The sequence below is a fragment of the Curtobacterium sp. ABR8 genome (assembly GCF_057812125.1).
In genome coordinates this window covers 1165736-1182932 of sequence record NZ_CM173818.1, presented here as the reverse complement: position 1 = coordinate 1182932, position 17197 = coordinate 1165736, and the positions used below count along the sequence as shown (strand labels likewise).

Genomic DNA, 17197 nt, shown 5'->3' with positions numbered 1-17197 from the left:
GCCCCGAGGTGGACGAGGTTGTCGTCACTTGATGTGCTCCAGACGTGTCGGACCGGCGGGCCCGGCTCGCGGCGGGCCGTCAGTGCACTGATCCTATTGGACCGCGCGGAGTGTGAAACTGTGCGAGGACTCAGGAAACCGGTCAGGAACCGCAGCGGGCGAGCTTCGCGGTGCTCTTGCCGTCGGCGATGGTCTGCAGATCGGTGACGGCCTGGTCGAGCGTCGACACCTTGTAGACGTCGAGCCCGTCCGGCACGTGCCCGACGACCTCGTCGCAGTTGTCAGCCGGGGCGAGGAACACCGTCGCGCCCGCCTCCCGTGCCCCGTAGAGCTTCTGCCGGATGCCGCCGATGGCGCCGACCTCGCCGTCTGCGGTGATCGTGCCCGTGCCCGCGACGTGCTTGCCGCCGTTGAGCTTGCCGGGCGTGATCTCGTCGATGATCCCGAGCGCGAACATCATGCCGGCCGAGGGGCCGCCGACGTCCTGCAGCTTGATCGAGACGTCGAACGGGAAGTCGTACTTCTCGGTGACGCCGACGCCCAGGAGCGCGGTGCCCTGCTCGTCGCGCGGGGTCACCCGGACGTCCTTCGTCGCACCGTCGCGCTCGATGGTGACGGTCGCCGGGGTCGACGTGCCGTGCTTCGCGACGAGTTCGCGCAGCGAGGTGGCGTCGGCGTTCGTCGTGAGCGAGGTGCCGTCGAAGGCCGTGATGACGTCGCCCTTCTCGATCGGACCGTCGGCAGCCGAGCCGGGCTGCACGGTGCCGACCTCGAGTTCGGTCGGCAGGTCGTTCCCCTGCTGGATCAGCGCCGCGGCCACGGCGGACTGCTGCGACGCCTGCATGTCGGCGGAGTCCTGCTGGTTGACCTGCTCGGTCGTGGTGCCGGTCGGGTAGATCGCCTCGACCGGGATCACGGCCTCGGACTTCGTGAAGATCGCGCGGACGACGCTGGTCCACGACGGACGGTTCGTCGCGTCGCCCTGGATGCCGACCGTCAGCATGTCGAGCGCTCCGGCGGTGGGGTAGGTCTCGTGCCCGGAGACCTGGATCAGCTTGACGTCCTTCGCGTCCTTGCCCGTCCCCTGCTCCTGCGTCCCGATGGTGTTGTAGACCGGTCCGGGGACCTCGATCAGGTACGGACTCGGCAGCACGCTCGCGAGGATGCCCAGCACCACGGCCCCGATCACGAACGCCCACCCGACGGTCCTGGCACGCGAACGACGACGGGGCGCGGGGGCGAAGAGGGTCACGCGGGGTCCTTCCAGGGGCGGTCGCCGGGCCTGGCGGCGGGGCGGTCGTCCTCGCCGTACGGCGGGACTGTTCGCCCTCGGCGCAGCGGTTCGGGCGTTCCCACGGGGGCATCCCAGGTGCGGCCCCGTGAGCAGCGATTAGCGTAGTCGGCATGCCTGATGAACCACAGCCGGGGCCGGACGACGACTTCCAGGAGATGCTGCGCAAGCTGCTCTCGGGCGAGGGCCAGATCGACCCGTCGCAGCTCGCCGGGGCGGCCGGCCTGCCGAACGACCCGGCCTTCGTCGCGAACCTCATGAGCCAGCTGCAGCGTGCCGCGCAGTCCGGCGGGGACGGCATCGACTTCTCCGCGACCGCCGAGCGCGCGACCGCGATCGCCCGCGAGGGCGGCCACGCCGTCGACCCGGTGGCCTCGCAGGCGGCCGACCAGGCGTTCCAGGTCGCGGCGCTCTGGCTGGACGAGGTCACGACGGTCGCCGAGCTCACCGCCACCCCGAGCCTCTACACGCGTGAGCAGTGGGCGAAGGCGACGGTGCCGGTGTGGACCCAGATCGCCGAGCCCGTGGCGTTCAGCATCGCCGACGCACTGACCGAGGCCATCGACCAGCGGGCTCCCGAAGAGCTCAAGGCGATGCTCGGCGACGTCTCGAAGGCGATGCGCGGCGTCGGCGGTGCGCTGTTCGCCATCCAGCTGGGCCAGGTCGTCGGCCAGCTGTCGAAGGAGGTCGTCTCCGGCGGCGACGTCGGCGTGCCCCTGCTGGACGAGCAGGTCGCTGCACTCCTGCCGCAGAACGTGGCGGAGTTCGCCGAGGGACTCGACGTCTCCGAGGACGAGGTCCGCATCTACCTGGCGGTCCGCGAACTCGCCCACGCGCGACTCTTCCGCTCCGCGCGGTGGCTGCGCCTGCACATCATCTCGTCGATCACGGACTACGCGCGGGGCATCCACATCCCGTTCGACCGCGTCGAGGAGCTCGCGGCGGACATCGACCCGACCAACCAGGAGCAGCTGCGGGACGCGCTCGCCTCCGGTGCGCTCATCCCGCCGAGGACGCCCGAGCAGGACGCCGCGCTGGCACGACTCGAGACCATGCTCGCCCTCGTCGAGGGCTGGGTCGACACGGTGACCGCCGCCGCCACCGTCCGGCTGCCGAAGAGCGGCGCCATCGCCGAGATGGTCCGCCGTCGCCGGGCGGCCGGCGGACCCGCCGAGTCGGCCTTCGCGACGCTCGTCGGCCTCGAGCTGCGCCCCCGCCGGCTGCGCGAGGCCGCCGCGATGTGGCAGCGGGTCACGGACGAGCTCGGCGCCGAGCAGCGTGACGCCCTCTGGTCGCACTTCGACCTGGTGCCCACGTCCGACGACGTCGACGCACCGGACGCCCTGGTCGCCCGGTTGCGGAACCCCGCGCAGACGGACGAGGACGACGCGTTCGACAAGGCGCTCGAGGACCTGCTCAACGACGCCACCGGCTCCCGCCCGCACGAGGACGAGTCCGGTCGGATCGACGACGGCGCCCCGGGCACCGACGACAGCGGGACGGGCACCGACGAGACCGGAACCGACGGGGACCACCCCGGCGACCAGCCCCGCTGACGCCGCCACCGACGAGTTCTCCACAGATCCACCTCCCGACCCCACGCCCGTCCCCGACTCGGGCAGCGTGGGGTCATGGGCATCCGCATCGATCCGACACTCGAGTTCGTCTGGCGCGACCCGGCGACGGTGCAGCTCGGGGTCGATCCGCCCCGTGCCGTGGTCGCCGTCCCGACCACGGGTGAAGAGCGGTTCCTCAGCGCCCTCCGGCGTGAGACGGGGCGCGAGGCCCTGAGCGGCCTCGCCGTCACGTCGGGCTGCCCACCGGACGTCGCCGCGCGGGTGCTCGGTGCGGCGTCCCCCGCGGTGATCGACGTCCTGCCCGAACCGCTCGAACGGATCGAGGTGCACGGGTCCGGCGGGCTCGCGGACACGATCGCGGCCCACCTGAGCGGTGAGGGCGTGACCGTCGCCCGGACGTCGTCCCCGCGGGGCGGCCCGGTCGTCCTGCCGGAGCACGAGCCCCGGCTCGCCGTGGTGGTCGCCGACCACGTCGTCGACCCGGCGCTCCGCGCCGCCTGGACCCGCAGGGGCGTGCCGCACCTGGCGGTCGTGGTGGGCGACGGACGCATCCGCCTCGGGCCGTTCGTCGTGCCGGGGGCCGGCCCGTGCCTCCAGTGCGCGGAGTTCGCTCGCGTGGACGACGACCCGGCGTGGCCGGCGATCGCGTCGCAGCTGTGGGGACGACCGCCGTCGCCCCTGTCACCCTGGCGGACCGCCGCGGTGGCCGCTGCCACGACTCGACTGCTCGTGCAGCGCCTGCCCCTGCGGACGCAACGCGCCGACCCCGACCAGGTGGTCTTCGACCGCGACGACCTGGCCGTCAGCCGGTGGTCGGTGCCGCTCCATCCGCGGTGCGCGTGCCGAGCGCTGCCAGGAACCGACTCGGAGCACGGGCTCCCCCACGTGTGGAGCCCTGTCGCGACCACGTGATGGTCACGGTTCGCCGGGCACGGGTGAGTCCGACGTAGAACAGGCGTCGTTCCTCGTCGACCTCGGTGTCGGTCGTGGCGTGGGAGATCGGCAGGAGCCCCTCGGCGGCGCCGGCGATCACGACGTTGGGCCACTCCAGGCCCTTCGACGAGTGCAGGGTCGCCAGGGTGACGGCGTCGACCTCGGGCTCGTGGTGGGTCGCCGCACGGTCCACCAGGTCCTGGGTGAACTGCTGCATGGTCGTGCCGGCGGGGGCGTCCTCGGCCAGGCCCATGATCGCCTGCAGGGCTTCCCACTGGTCACGGACGGCGCCCGTGCCCTCGGGCGCGGTCGGCGTCCACCCACTGACCTGCAGCACGAGACGGACACGGCGGGTCAGTTCGTCGTCGGTCTGCCGGATCGCTTCACCGCGCATGTGGTGCACCGCGAGCTTCACCTCGGGGCGGTTGAAGAAGCGCGTGCCACCCTGCACGCGGTAGGGGATGCCGTTGCGGCCCAGCGCGGACTCGAGCGCCGCGGACTGCGCGCCGACGCGGAACAGCACCGCGCAGTCGCCGTACTTCGCCCCCGCGGCGACGAGTTCCGCGATCCGCCGGGCGATGGTCTGCGCCTCGTCGCCGTCGTGCACACACGGCACCACGAAGGGGTCGGGTCCGGGTTCCTGCGTCTGGGCGACCAGGTCGAGGGCGCCCGGCTGTCCGCGCATCAGCGCGTTGGCGGCGTGCACGACCTCGCGGGTGGAGCGGTAGTTCCGTTCGAGTCGCAGGACCGAGCCGCGCGGGAACTCCGAGCCGAACCCCAGCAGGTAGTCGCTCGAGGCACCGGCGAACGAGTAGATCGTCTGGCTGGCGTCACCGACGACGCACAGGTCGTCGCGGCCGCCGAGCCAGGCGCGCAGCAGGTCGTGCTGCACGGGCGAGACGTCCTGGTACTCGTCGACGACGAAGAACCGGTACTGCTGCCGCACGTACGACGCCACCCGCGGCTCCGACTCCACCATGCCGAGCGTGGCGAGCAGGACGTCCTCGAAGTCGAGCTGTCGGCGGTCGTCCTTGAGGCGTTCGTACGCCTTCATCAGGTCGATCACCCGGCGCGGCGAGGTGTCACGCGGCATGACGCGTTCGGCGGCGGCGGCCTCGTATTCCTCGAGCGAGAGCATCTGCACCTTGCGCCACTCGACCTCGGCGGCCAGGTCGCGCAGCACCGGCGTGTCGACCGACATGCCGACGGTGTCGGCGGCGTGCGCGATCATCCGCCCCTTGGACTCGACGATCTTCGGGGCGTGCCCGCCGACGGTGTCCGGCCAGAAGTAGCTGAGCTGCGCCATCGCCGCGGCGTGGAAGGTGCGGGCCTGCACCGTCCCGGCGCCGAGCGAGCGGAGTCGCGACCGCAGCTCACCGGCAGCGCGGGTGGTGAACGTCAGCGCGAGGACGTGGTTCGGCGCGTAGGTGCCGGTCGCGACCCCGTAGGCGATGCGGTGGGTGATCGCCCGGGTCTTGCCGGTTCCGGCTCCCGCCAGCACCGCGACGGGGCCGAGCAGGGTCCGGGCGACGGTGCGCTGCTCCGCGTCGAGGGCGGCGAGCAGTTCATCGGGTGACGGCGGACGGACCTCGGCGGGAACACCCGGACCGGCCGAACCGGCCGGACCGGCGGAACCGGCGCCAGCCGACACCGGCCCACGACCAGCGTTGCTCACGGCAGGTCCAGGGGCCCGCCGTACCACTCCTCGATGATGGCGCGGGCGATCGACGTCCGGCCGGGCAGCAGCAGGGTGTCCCCCGCGCGCTCCCGGATGTCCTCACGCGAGAACCAGCGCACGTCGAGGATCTCGACGCCGTCGGGCCGCGCCGTCGACGGGTCGCCGTCCACCGCGCGGGCGCGGAAGCCGACCATCAGCGACGCGGGGAACGGCCACGGCTGCGAGCCGAGGTACTCGGGCTCCTCGACGTGCACGCCGGACTCCTCGAAGACCTCGCGGCGGACGGCGTCCTCGAGCGACTCGCCCGGTTCGACGAACCCGGCGAGCAGCGAGTAGCGGTTCGCGTCCCACGCGGCGTTCGAGCCGAGCAGGATGCGGTCGTCGGCGTCGACGACACCGACGATGACGGCGGCGTCGGTGCGCGGGAAGTGCTCGTGCCCCTCGGGGTCGCGGCGGACCCAGCCGCCGGTGACGACGTCGGTCGCCGACCCGGTGCGGGGCGAGAAGCCGTGGACGGCGTGCCAGTTCGCCATCGCCACCGCCTCGACGGCCAGGCCCTGGTCACGCGGGGACAGCTCGGTGCCGAACATGCGCAGGCTCTCCCACGCGTCGTCGGACGGCTCGATGGCCGCCGCGGTGCCGTCGTCGACGAGGGCGGCGACGAAGCGGGTGCCGGCGGGAGCGTCAGCAGCATCGGCGACCGCGCGGCCGAGGTACAGGGTCACGGTTCCGGCCGGGATCTCGGACGCGGTGACGAAGCGCAGGGTGCCGTCGGCGTTCCGGAGCATCTCGGACCCGTGCACCGGCAGGTACCGGGTCGCGGGGTCCTCACGCAGGACCCGGTCGAGGTCCGGCGTCGAGCGGAACTCGGCGTCGCGGTCGAGTTCGTTGCGGGACAGCGGGAGCCGGGAGGCGAACTCGACGGTCACGGCAGAGGGCTCCTCGGTTCAGGTGCAGGGACGACCTGCGGGCATGGCGTGCTGGGAAGGCTTCGGGAACAGCGTGGCGTGCACCGGTGCAGGCGCCACGCACCTACCCTGAGGGGCATGGCGGGATCCCAGTTCACTCTAGCCGCGTTGGCGACGACGGCCGTGCCCGGTCTCCTCGTCACGGGCACGCGCACGCTCGGCTCGGCCGCGGCCGGCGACTACGAGTCGGCTCTCCTCCGCGACGCCGACGGCGTCGAGACGGTCATCCGACGTCCCCGGAACCAGCGGGCGGAAGCCCGGCAGTCGGCCGACCTCGTCGCGATCCGTGCGCTGAGCGCCGGGATCCGCACGCGCCTCCCGTTCGGGGTCGCCGAGTACCGCGGACAGGCGCCGATCGGATCGACCCGCGCCATCGTCACGACCCGCCTGCCGGGCGTGCACCCGACGCTCGCGTTACTCGCCGAGCGACCTGAGCTCGCCACCAGTGTCGGCCGCGCCGTCGCCGCGATCCACCAGCTGCCCACGAGCTTCGTCTCCGACGCCGGCCTGCCGTCGCTCACCCCGTTCGAGGTGCTGCGTTCCGCCGTGTCCGTGATGGACCGCGCCGTCGCCACCAAGCTCGTGCCCGCCGCGCTGGTGGAACGGTGGGAGGGCGCCGCGCGCGACCAGCAGCTGTGGCAGTTCACCCCCACCGTCGTGCACGGCTCGATCGGCACCGGCGTCCTGCTCGTCGACGGCGATGCCGTCAGCGGCATCCTCGACTGGGGCGAGCTCCGGCTGGGCGACCCGGCGAAGGACCTCGCCTGGGTGCTCGCCGGCCGACGCGACGCCTTCGACACCGTCCTGAGCGCCTACGAGGCGAACGGCGGTGGACGCGACCGCCAGCTCGCCCAGCGCGCTCGCGTGCACCACGAACTCGAGACGGCGCACTGGCTGCTGCACGGCGTGCAGGCGAAGAGCACCGAGGTCGTCGACGACGCGGTCGCGATGATGCACCGACTGGTGGACGCGGTGCACGCGCCGAGCGCGGAGCCGCTGCAGTCGGTGTCGCCCGAGACGATGGAGATCGGCGAGGTCGAGCAGCTGCTGTCGTCGACCGAACGCCGCCACGGCTGACGCCGCCCGCCCGCAGAGCGGTCCACGCCGGTCGCGTGGGTCGCGGTGCACGCAACCGTCTGGAGGCCCGGTGCCGGTCCCGGCGGACCCGCTCCGGGCCTCCGGTGCGTCGCCGGACGGGCGCGGGGCGCTCCGCCGAGCGGTCACGTCCGCCGGGCGATCACGTCCGCCGACCGGCCGCGACCCGGCCGCCCGTCAGCTGATCGCGGCCGTCCAGGCCCGCTCGAGTCCGGCGCGGTCCAGCAGCTCGGTCGGACGCACCTCGAGGTCGTCCGCGACGAAGTAGAACACCGCGTCGACCTGGTCGAGCGGCCGTCCGGTGAACTCGGCGTACGCCACCCGGTACAGGGCGAGCTGCAGGGTCCGGCGGGCCAGGTCGTCGGCACCGGACGGCGCCTTGCCCGTCTTCCAGTCCACGACCTCGGCCCGCCCGTCGATCTCGTAGACGGCGTCGAGCTTGCAGACGACGCTGTGCCCGAGGAACGGGATGTGGATCTCCCGCTCGACCTCCACTGGCGTGCGACCGGCCCACCGAGAACGCGCGAAGGTCGCCTGGAAGTCGGCCAGCCGTCGGGCGTCGTCGTCCGTGACCACGGCGTCGGGCGAGGCGTCGACCAGGTCGTCGGCGTCGAGGTCGAGCTCGTCGCCCCACACGTCGAGGGTCTCGAGCGACCCGCCCGTCCGGGCGCGCTGCTCGACCCACTGGTGGAACAGCGTGCCGAGCCGGGTCGCGCGGTACGGACGCTCCGGCATCGGCCGACGCAGGCGCTCGGCCACCTTGTCCGGCTCGGTCAGGTAGTCCTTGAACCCGGAGGCCGGCACGCGGTGCGGGACCACGACCGCGTGCTTCGCGTTCCGGGTCGCGCGTCGTTCGGCGAGCAGCAGGTCGATGTCGGCGGCGTACCGGCCGGAGGCGCCGGGGTTGGCGTTCCGCACCCGCTCGGCCGCCGCGAGCACCCGGGGCGCCCGATGTCCGAACGGCACGTGCGGCCAGAGCTGCGTCGCACCGTCCTCGCCGAGGGGGTTCTCGTCGTGCACGGTGGTCTCCGGGATCGCGGTGTCGTCGACGACCCCGGCCTCGACCAGGTCGTGCAGGTACCGGCTCGGCTCCGTGGGGCGCACGCCGCCGGCCCAGAACGAGCCGGACACGAGCAGGTCGTGGCGGGCACGGGTCAGCGCGACGTACGTGAGTCGGCGTTCCTCGTCCTCGTTGCGGGCCTTCACCTGCTCCTTGAAGGCGTCGATCGCGGTCGTGACGTCCTTCTGGGTCTCCTGCCCGCGCCACGCCAGGTTCGGCAGCTCGGCGCCGTCCCCCCGGAACTCGTACGGCAGACGGCCGAAGCCGAGCCACCCGGACGAGCCTTCCTGCGGCCGTGCGGGCAGCCCGCCCTCGACCATGCGCGGCACCGCGACGGCGTCCCACTCGAGGCCCTTCGACCCGTGGATCGTCAGGATCTGGACCGTGCCCGCTTCGGGTTCCTCGGAGCGCGGGCCCATGTCGTCACGACGGGCCGCGGCGTCGATCCACCCCAGGAAGGACCCGAGGTCGGCGCGGTCGTCGGTGGACACGAACCCGGCGAGTTCGTCGATGAAGGCGTCGAGGTACGCCCCGCTGCCCTGCTCGTGCGCCGCGACCTCGATGTCGAGCCGCATCTCCTGCACCACGAGCGTCACGAAGTCGACCAGGTCGCTGCCGGCCCGCGACCGCAGCATCGCGAGCTGCGCGCCGAGCGCCCGCATCCGGCTGCGACCGGCGGGCGTGATGCCCTCGAGCGCACCGTGGTCGTCCGGTGCGGTCGCCACGAAGTCCAGGGCGTCGACGATCGAGCCGTGCTCCCCCGCAGCGACCGAGGCGCGGAAGGCCGCCGTCAGTTCGTCGTCGAGGCGCTGCTGGGTGTGGTCGCGCTGGAACAGCCAGCGCGCGAGGTGGTGCAGGGCGACGACGTCCGCCGCGCCCACCCGCCACCGGGCGCCCGCGAGCAACCGGATGAGGTCGTTGCCGGCGGCCGGGTCGTGCAGCACCCGCAGGCAGGCGACGAGGTCCACGATCTCGGGACGCTGCAGCAGGCCGCCGGTCCCGAGCACGTGGAAGGGCACCGCGCGCGCACCGAGCGCAGCGGTGAACGACGCCAGGTCCTTGCGGGCACGGAGCAGCAGGGCCATCGACCCGGTCGGGTTCCGCTTCCGGTGGTCCTGGAACCACGCGGCGACCTCGTCGGCCTCTTCCGGCAGGGTCTCCGGGAACACCGCACGGACCGTCCCGGTGTCGGCGCCGGGCCGCGGTGACAGGCGCTCGACGTCGACCTCGGACGCTTCGGACAACGGAGCCACGATCGCGTTCGCCCCCGCGAGGACGTCGACCGGGTTCCGCCAGCTCGTCGACAGCGCGAACGTGACGGGCCGCGCCGCGTCGGGCTCGGTTCCCCCGAAGTCGCGTGGGAAGCGGGCGAGGTTCGCGGCGCTCGCACCGCGGAACCCGTAGATCGACTGGTGCGGATCGCCCACTGCCATCACCGAGTGCCCGCGGAACAGCCGGGCGAGGAACCGGGTCTGCACCACCGAGGTGTCCTGGTACTCGTCGAGCAGCACGACGCCGAACCGCTGCCGCAGGTCCGAGACCACGCGCGGCGCGGACTCGGCCGCGGCGAGCGCCAGGGCGATCTGGTCGGAGAACTCGACGAAGCCCCGGTCGACCTTCTGCCGCCGGAACTCCGCGACCAGGTCGGCGAGCGGTTCCAGTGCACCGATCGCGGCGACGGCGTCGGTGATCGCCTTGTACGGCTTGCCTCGGTTGCCGGGCAGCTCGAGCAGGTCGGAGAACTCGACGGCGAAACGACGGAGGTCCTCGGGTTCGACGAGGTGCTCGGACGTCGCACCGGCGAGCGCCACCACGGCCGCGGTGAGGGTGTCGACGTCGCGGTCGAGTCCGGCCAGCCGGTCGTCACGCGCGGCCACCACGACGCGGCGGGCCAGCTGCCAGGCGGAGGGTTCGGTCAGGACCTGGGACTCGCCGTCGCGGCCGACGAGCAGGGCGTTCTCGCGGAAGACGGCGTTCGCGAACGCGTTGTAGGTCGACACCGTCGGCGCTTCGAAGGCGTCGCCCGGGGTGATCAGGCCGACGTCCTCCAGCGCACGGATGCGGTCGTTGATGCGGACCGAGAGCTCACCGGCGGCCTTGCGGGTGAACGTCAGGCCGAGGACCTCGTCGGGGCGGACGAGGCCGTTCGCCAGGAGCCAGACCACGCGCGACGCCATCGTCTCGGTCTTGCCGCTGCCGGCGCCGGCGACGACCAGGGCGGGGGCGAGCGGGGACTCGATGACGGCGCGCTGCTGCGCGGTCGGGCGGGGGCGGCCGAGGGCGTCGGCGATGGCGTCGGCGCCGTGCCGGATCGCGGGCGCGACAGTCCCTGCCGTGTCGGTCACGTCGGTCGTGTCGGTCACGTCGGTCGTGTCCGTCGTGTCGGTCACCAGGTCACCTCCGCGACCACGTGGATGCGGCACTCGACGCCGGTCCGGGCCTTCTCGCAGTGGTCGTCCACGTTCGCCAGGAACGTCCGCCCGGCCATGCCGCGCGCGACCCCGTGCAGGCGCTCCCGGTAGGCGTCGCGTGCCTCGGCGTCGAACGCGTGCTGGGTCCGCTCCGAGTAGGCGTGCCCACCGCGTGGGTTCTGCACGAACACCAGTCGGGCGTCCGTCATCACCGAGCCGGCCGGCACCCCCTCGACCGCGCCGTCCTCGACCGCCAGTTGGTAGGCGCCGAGCTGCGGGTGCTCCGGCATGTCGCTCTTCTCGCTCGGCATCGACCGGCCGGTCTTCAGGTCCACCACGCTGACGCGGCCCTCGGGGTCGACCTCGATGCGGTCGATGCTGCCGCGCATCCGGGCGGGGCCGGTGACCAGGGCGAACGAGGTCTCGGCGCCGAGCAGTCGGCGGCCGGCCCCGGCGAAGGTCCGCAGGTAGTCGCTGAGTCCCTCGATCATCCGCCGGGTGCGCGCGCGTTCACGGTCGGCGACCCACGGCGACTCGAAGGTCAGTTCGTCCCACCGGGCCTCGACCCGCTCCCACAGCGACTCGACGTCGATCTCGGTCGCGTGCTCCATGGCCTCGTGCACGATCGTGCCGATCCCCATGGCCGGGCTCGGTGCGCCGCCGCCGAAGGTCTGCACGAACCAGTGCACGGGGCACTCCTCGAACGTGCCGATGCGCGACGGCGAGACGGACACGGTCGGCGCGACGGGTTCGCCGCCCTCGACCTCGGGGGCCGGATCGGCGTCGAGGTCGACCAGGGGCTCGTCGGTGGTCGGTTCGGCGAGGCCGTACCAGTCGTCCGGCGCCGCACCGGGGACCTCGGCCTCGGCGAGGCGGGCCAGTGCCGAGGCGGCCTCGTGGTCGCCGGACAGCACCACCCGTCGGCGCAGGGAGCCGGCCAGCCCCCGCAGGGACAGCGGGTGCACGGTCGGCTGCCGGTCCGGCGGCACCGGCACCAGCCGGACGAACGGCGACGGGGACTCGTCGTCGTTGGCGACGGTGCCGATCACGACCTGTGTGGTGGCGCGGGAGACGGCACGGGCGAACAGGCGGAGTTCGTCGGCGACGACCGCGGCCCGGTCGTCGATCGGCGAGCGCTCGACGCCCGATGCCGCCCGGACCAGCCCGTCGGGGTCGAGCAGGCTGCCGCGCACCCGGGTGTTCGGCCACACGCCGTCCTGCAGGCCGAGCACCACGACGACGTCGCACTCGAGGCCGATCGTCGCCGAGGGGGTGAGCACCCGGACGCGGCCGGCCGTGCGGTCGGGGCCGATGGAGTCCTCGGGCAGGTCGGCGCCGAGCAGGTCGTCGACGAACACCCGCGCCGGCGCGTCCGGGGTGCGTTCGACGAACCGCTTGGCGGCGGTGAACAGGCCGACGACGGCGTCGAGGTGCCGGTCCGCCTCGCCTGCTCCGACCCCGCCGGCCGCGGACTGCCCACCCCACGACTTCGCGAGGCCGCTGCGCTCCCAGAGCCCCCAGAGGATCTCCTCGATGCTCGACCCGGCCTCGGCGTCGGCGTGCGCCTGAACCAGGCTGCGCGCGAGTCGGGTCGCCCGCCTGGCGAAGCCGGCGTCGAGGGTGGCCAGACGTTCCGGCGCGCCGAGCGCGTCGATCAGGAGCTCGTCGGCGGTGCGGGTGCCGTCCCCGGCGAGTTCCTCGCGCCGCAGGGCGAGTCGGAGCCGGCGCATCGCCAGGGTGTCGAGGCCGCCGAGCGGGCCGGTGGCGAACGCCGTGGCCAGGGCGGCGTCGAGCGGCAGCACCCCGAGGGCGACCGCCGCGGCGTCGAGCAGCGCGCGCGCTGCCGAGTCGTCACGCGGACGGACGGGCGCGGCGCCGGCGGTCGCCGGGACCTCGGCCACCGAGAGGGCACGCACGAGCTCGGGGATGGCGGCGCCGCTGCGGGTGACGACGGCCATCCGGTGCCACGGCACACCGTCGAGCAGGCGGTGCTCACGGAGCCGTCGGGCGATGGCGACGAGCAGCGCCGACCGGCTCGCGGCCTCGAGGTGCACGACGGCGTCGGCTCGGGCGTCCTCGTCGCTCGCCGTCGCTGCGCGCTGCCGACCGGCCGCCGCCGTGCCGATGCGACCCGTGATCCCCGAGACCAGCGACCGGATCGGCGCGGGGTACCGGTGCACGGTGCCCAGGACGAGTTCGTCGACCCGGTCCACGCCGAGCCGGACCGCCAGGCGACCGAGCACGTCCGGTTCGGCGCCGCGGAACGCCGAGGCGGCGATGTCCGGGTCACCGAACGCGACGACCTGCACGCCGGACCGGGCGAGCGCGCCGAGCAGCGCCACCTCGCCCTCGACGAGTTCCTGGGTGTCGTCGACCACGATCAGCCCGAGGGCCGCGATGCTCGCCGGCAGCTCCCCCCGCAGCACGGCGGCGGTGGCGAACGCGACGAGCTCACCGGAGTCGAGGCTGGTCGCACGGAACGCCGTGACCGACGCCCGGTACTCGTCGACGAAGTCGCCGATGGCCCGCCACTCGGGTCGACCGCCCTCGTCGGCGAGTTCGCGCATGTCCTCGGGTTCGACACCCGCCGCCACCGCACGCATCATGACGTCGCGCAGCGCGGTCCGGAACCCGGCGCGCTCGCGCACCACCGCGGTGATCGGCTCGGGCCAGTCCGGACCGGTACCGTCGAGCTCGTGGCCGGCGAGCAGGTCGGCGATGATGCGGTCCTGCTCACCACCGGTGAGCAGCGTCGGCGCCTCCTGCCCCTGGACGGCGGCGGCGTGCGCGACGATCTGGAAGGCCAGCGAGTTCACGGTCCGGGCGAGCGCACCCGGCACGACGCGGTCGACGGCGGCCGCGAGTCGGTCACGCAGCGCGGTGGCAGCGGTCCGCGCCGAGGTCAGCGCGAGCACCGTGGCGTGCCCGTCGGGACTGATCGCGTCCGGTCGGTGCAACCGGTCGGCGACGAGCCGGGCGAGCGTCGTCGTCTTGCCTGTGCCGGGCGCCCCGATGACCGCCGCGTGTCGACCGTCCGGCAACGCGAGCACGGCCGCCTGGGACGGGTCGTCGACCAGGGCACGTGCGACGCCGGCGTCTGCGGGAGCTGGCGTCAGCGTGGTCTGCGGCACGCTCGTACGGTACCCACGACCGCCGACACCACCCGGCCGGGCGCGGGCGCGGCGTGCACCCCGGCCGTCGAGTGCGCCCGCGGCGAACGTCCGATGTCCTCCGGGACCGCTCGGATACGCTGTGCTCGTGGACATCAAGATCGGCATCATCAACAGCCCGCGCGAGATCGCGTTCGAGACCGCCCAGACCGCCGACGAGATCGAGAAGGCCGTGTCGGAGGCCCTCGCGTCGAAGGCGACGCACCTGTCGCTCCAGGACGAGAAGGGCCGCCGCTTCATCGTGCCGGTCGCCGCCCTGGCGTACGTCGAGGTCGGCGCGGAAGAGGCACGCCGCATCGGCTTCGTCGCCTGACGACGTGGAACTGCTCTTCGCCGTCCTCGGCGGCCTGATCATCGGTGGGATCGCGCACGTGGTCCTGCCGTGGCGCGCCAGTCGTGGCGTCCTGATCGGGCCCGCCGTGGGCGGCATCGCCGCTGCCGTCCTGTGGGAGGCACTGACCTGGGCCGGCTGGCAGTACGACGCCACCTGGATCTGGGTGGTGGCCCTGGTCGGTGCGGGCGTCGTCGCCCTCGTCGTCGAGTGGCTGCTCGGGACGCGCCGCGACAAGAGCGACGTCGAGTACTACGAACGACTCAAGGCCCGCGGGGCCTAGGCCGTCAGGCCGAGCGCGTCCATCCGGCGTGTGTGCGCGGCGATGAGCTCCGTCCAGACCGGCTCGAGCCGCTCCTGGTCCTCGCGCGCGTGCGACGCCAGGGCCGACCGCGCCACCAGCAGGGTGTCCCCGACGAGCCGTCGGCCCCACATCGCCAGGCGCGAACCGACCTCGGGGTCGTCCTCGATCCGGGCGGTCAGTTCCTCGACGACCGCGGGTTCCTCACGCGCGTCGAACACGGAGCGCAGCCGCTGCCGCACGTCGTTCGGCAGCGAGCGCAGCAGGTTGCCGAACAGGTCGTTCAGGATGCCGGCCGTGACGTAGCCGGTCAGCATCGACTCGTACCAGTCGGCACCGCTCGTGCGTTCGAGGAACCGGTCGATCGCCTCGCGGTGCGGCGCCATCAGAGCCGCCGGGTCCGAACCGTTGCGCTCGATCTCGGCGACGATGGTGCGGTGCCGGTCGAGGGCCGTCGTCGCGAGCACGCCGGTCACCAGGCGCCCGGACAGCGTCGGCGCCGAGGCACCGGCGCGACCCATCGTCTCGTAGACGGAGAGCTGCAGGTACGCGGCCTGGCCGAGGTACACGTCCAGCTCGGGGGTGACGTCGTCGAGCGCCAGGCGCTTGACCTGGGCTGCGCCTCGCGGGTTCCGCGACGCGAGCCACGCTGCTGCGAGCTGCGCCGCGCGCTTCCGGTTCCACCACGACACCACCCGGAGAGCATAGCGGGAACCGCCTCGCGCCCCGCTCCACCCGCCCATCGGTAGACTGGCCGGGACTTCCACCAGAACTAAGGTGATTCTTTGACTTTCGCAGACCTCTCCATCGAGCAGGACATCGTCGACGCGCTCGCGGGCAAGGGCATCCTCGAGCCCTTCCCGATCCAGCAGCAGACGATCCCGCTCGCCCTCACTGGCCAGGACATCATCGGCCAGGCCAAGACCGGTACCGGCAAGACCTTCGGGTTCGGCCTCCCCCTCATCCAGCGTCTCGGGGCCGACCCGGCACCCGGCGTCAAGGCACTCGTCGTCGTCCCGACCCGCGAGCTCGCGGTCCAGGTGACCGAGGACCTCGAGGTCGCCACCTCGAACCGCCCGACGACCATCGCGGCGATCTACGGCGGCAAGGCGTACGAGGGCCAGATCGAGCAGCTCAAGGCGGGTGCCCAGATCGTCGTCGGCACGCCCGGGCGACTCATCGACCTGCAGCGCCAGCGACTCCTCGACCTGTCCCACGTGCAGGAAGTCGTCCTCGACGAGGCCGACCGCATGCTCGACCTGGGCTTCCTCTCGGACATCGAGCGCATCTTCCAGGCCATCCCCGAGGTGCGGCACACGATGCTGTTCTCGGCGACGATGCCCGCGCCGATCGTCGCCCTCGCCCGCCGGTTCATGAGCCGTCCGGTGCACATCCGGGCGACCGACCCGGACGAGGGCCTCATGCAGGCCAACATCAAGCACCTCATCTACCGCGCGCACTCCCTGGACAAGGACGAGGTCATCGCCCGCATCCTCCAGGCCGAGGGCCGCGGCAAGACCGTGATCTTCACCCGCACGAAGCGTGCGGCGGCGAAGCTCGTCGAGGAGCTCAAGGACCGCGGGTTCAACGCCGCAGCGGTGCACGGTGACCTCAACCAGGAGCAGCGCGAGCGCGCGATGGCCGCCTTCAAGGCCGGCAAGCGCGACGTGCTCATCGCCACCGACGTCGCCGCTCGCGGCATCGACGTGGACGACGTCACGCACGTCATCAACCACACGATCCCGGACGACCCGGACACCTACCTGCACCGCGCCGGCCGCACCGGCCGCGCCGGCAAGACCGGCATCGCGGTCACGTTCGTCGACTGGGACGACCTGCACAAGTGGACGCTGATCGACAAGGCCCTCGAGTTCGGCATCCCCGAGCCCGTCGAGACCTACTCGTCGTCGCCGCACCTGTTCGAGGAGCTCGACATCCCGAAGGGCACCAAGGGCCGTCTGCCCGGTGCCTCGTCGCACGCGGCGTCGGCGGGTGCCCCCGCCGAGAAGCGCAGCAGCGACCGCCCGGCCTCCGGTCCGCGTGACGCCTCGCGTTCGCGGTCGCGCAGCCGCACCCGGTCAGGAGGCGCGGAGCAGCCCGCCTCGCAGGCCTCTGGCTCCGAGTCCGCGGCTCCGACCTCCGCGCCCACCGACGACACGTCGGCCACCGAGGGCGGGACCACGGACGGCGCCGCGAAGCGTCGCCGCCGTCGCCGCCGTCGCGGTGCCGGCACCGGCGATGCCTCGGCGACCGCCTCGGCACCGCAGGGTTCGTCGGACGGCGAGTAGCGCCTCCAGACCGAAGGGTCCGTCGCTGACGCGACGGGCCCTTCGTCGTGTCCACCCGCCGACTGCGCCCGCGAAAGCGACAGATCGCCGCGAA

General features: G+C 73.2%; 12 protein-coding genes. 6 read left to right on the top strand and 6 right to left on the bottom strand.

Going from position 1 to position 17197, the window contains the following annotated elements; translation table 11 throughout:
- Positions 1-142: 142 nt before the first annotated feature.
- Positions 143-1252 carry a YlbL family protein gene (locus tag ACXKZB_RS05775; protein ID WP_488825125.1) on the bottom strand — a complete coding sequence of 370 codons (1110 nt, stop codon included), beginning with the start codon at positions 1250-1252 and terminating at the stop codon, positions 143-145.
- A 152-nt stretch (positions 1253-1404) separates the two neighbouring features.
- Between ACXKZB_RS05775 and ACXKZB_RS05770 the strand changes: the two genes are divergently transcribed.
- Both ACXKZB_RS05770 and ACXKZB_RS05765 read left to right on the top strand, forming a co-directional pair.
- Positions 1405-2847, top strand: coding sequence for a zinc-dependent metalloprotease (locus tag ACXKZB_RS05770; RefSeq protein ID WP_488825124.1), 1443 nt, complete (start codon positions 1405-1407; stop codon positions 2845-2847).
- Between the two features lie 75 nt (positions 2848-2922).
- On the top strand, positions 2923-3780 hold the full coding sequence (locus tag ACXKZB_RS05765) for a hypothetical protein (RefSeq protein ID WP_148061776.1): 858 nt from the start codon (positions 2923-2925) through the stop codon (positions 3778-3780).
- Here ACXKZB_RS05765 and ACXKZB_RS05760 read toward each other — a convergent pair.
- Together ACXKZB_RS05760 and nudC are read right to left on the bottom strand one after the other, a co-directional pair.
- On the bottom strand, positions 3671-5476 hold the full coding sequence (locus tag ACXKZB_RS05760; protein ID WP_488825123.1) for an ATP-dependent helicase: 1806 nt from the start codon (positions 5474-5476) through the stop codon (positions 3671-3673). The genes ACXKZB_RS05765 and ACXKZB_RS05760 overlap by 110 nt on opposite strands.
- Entirely contained in the window at positions 5473-6408 is a 936-nt protein-coding gene (gene nudC, locus ACXKZB_RS05755; protein ID WP_488825122.1) for an NAD(+) diphosphatase, read from the bottom strand. Before nudC ends, ACXKZB_RS05760 begins: the two co-directional genes overlap by 4 nt.
- 117 nt (positions 6409-6525) lie before the next feature.
- On the opposite strand from nudC, the gene ACXKZB_RS05750 reads away from it, so the two are divergent.
- The gene (locus ACXKZB_RS05750; protein WP_488825120.1) at positions 6526-7524 is read left to right on the top strand and encodes a phosphotransferase; all 999 of its coding nucleotides are present in this window, start codon (positions 6526-6528) and stop codon (positions 7522-7524) included.
- 195 nt (positions 7525-7719) lie between these two features.
- Here the strand turns inward: ACXKZB_RS05750 and ACXKZB_RS05745 are convergent, their stop codons facing one another.
- Positions 7720-10992 (bottom strand): ATP-dependent helicase, encoded by a 3273-nt coding sequence (locus tag ACXKZB_RS05745; protein WP_488825119.1) that lies wholly within the window; start codon positions 10990-10992, stop codon positions 7720-7722.
- Complete coding sequence (locus tag ACXKZB_RS05740; RefSeq protein WP_488825118.1) at positions 10989-14144, bottom strand: PD-(D/E)XK nuclease family protein; 3156 nt, start codon at positions 14142-14144, stop codon at positions 10989-10991. Before ACXKZB_RS05740 ends, ACXKZB_RS05745 begins: the two co-directional genes overlap by 4 nt.
- 127 nt (positions 14145-14271) lie before the next feature.
- Here ACXKZB_RS05740 and ACXKZB_RS05735 point away from each other — a divergent pair, with 127 nt between their 5' ends.
- Both ACXKZB_RS05735 and ACXKZB_RS05730 read left to right on the top strand, forming a co-directional pair.
- Positions 14272-14496: a DUF3107 domain-containing protein gene (locus ACXKZB_RS05735; protein ID WP_111084998.1), complete on the top strand. Its 225-nt coding sequence runs from the start codon at positions 14272-14274 to the stop codon at positions 14494-14496.
- Positions 14497-14500: 4 nt separating this feature from the next.
- A complete protein-coding gene (locus ACXKZB_RS05730; RefSeq protein ID WP_123313349.1) occupies positions 14501-14797 on the top strand; it encodes a hypothetical protein in 297 nt (98 codons plus the stop codon).
- On the opposite strand, the gene ACXKZB_RS05725 is transcribed toward ACXKZB_RS05730, so the two are convergent.
- Positions 14794-15507: a ferritin-like domain-containing protein gene (locus tag ACXKZB_RS05725; RefSeq protein WP_260233092.1), complete on the bottom strand. Its 714-nt coding sequence runs from the start codon at positions 15505-15507 to the stop codon at positions 14794-14796. The two genes, ACXKZB_RS05730 and ACXKZB_RS05725, sit on opposite strands and share 4 nt — an antisense overlap.
- A 93-nt stretch (positions 15508-15600) precedes the next feature.
- Here ACXKZB_RS05725 and ACXKZB_RS05720 point away from each other — a divergent pair, with 93 nt between their 5' ends.
- Positions 15601-17103 carry a DEAD/DEAH box helicase gene (locus tag ACXKZB_RS05720; protein ID WP_340197369.1) on the top strand — a complete coding sequence of 501 codons (1503 nt, stop codon included), beginning with the start codon at positions 15601-15603 and terminating at the stop codon, positions 17101-17103.
- The last annotated feature ends 94 nt before the right edge of the window (positions 17104-17197 follow it).

Coding starts and splice junctions, on each gene's coding strand:
- ACXKZB_RS05770 (WP_488825124.1), top strand. CDS start 1,405: ATGCCTGATGAACCACAGCCGGGGCCGGACGACGACTTCCAGGAGATG.
- ACXKZB_RS05765 (WP_148061776.1), top strand. CDS start 2,923: ATGGGCATCCGCATCGATCCGACACTCGAGTTCGTCTGGCGCGACCCG.
- ACXKZB_RS05750 (WP_488825120.1), top strand. CDS start 6,526: ATGGCGGGATCCCAGTTCACTCTAGCCGCGTTGGCGACGACGGCCGTG.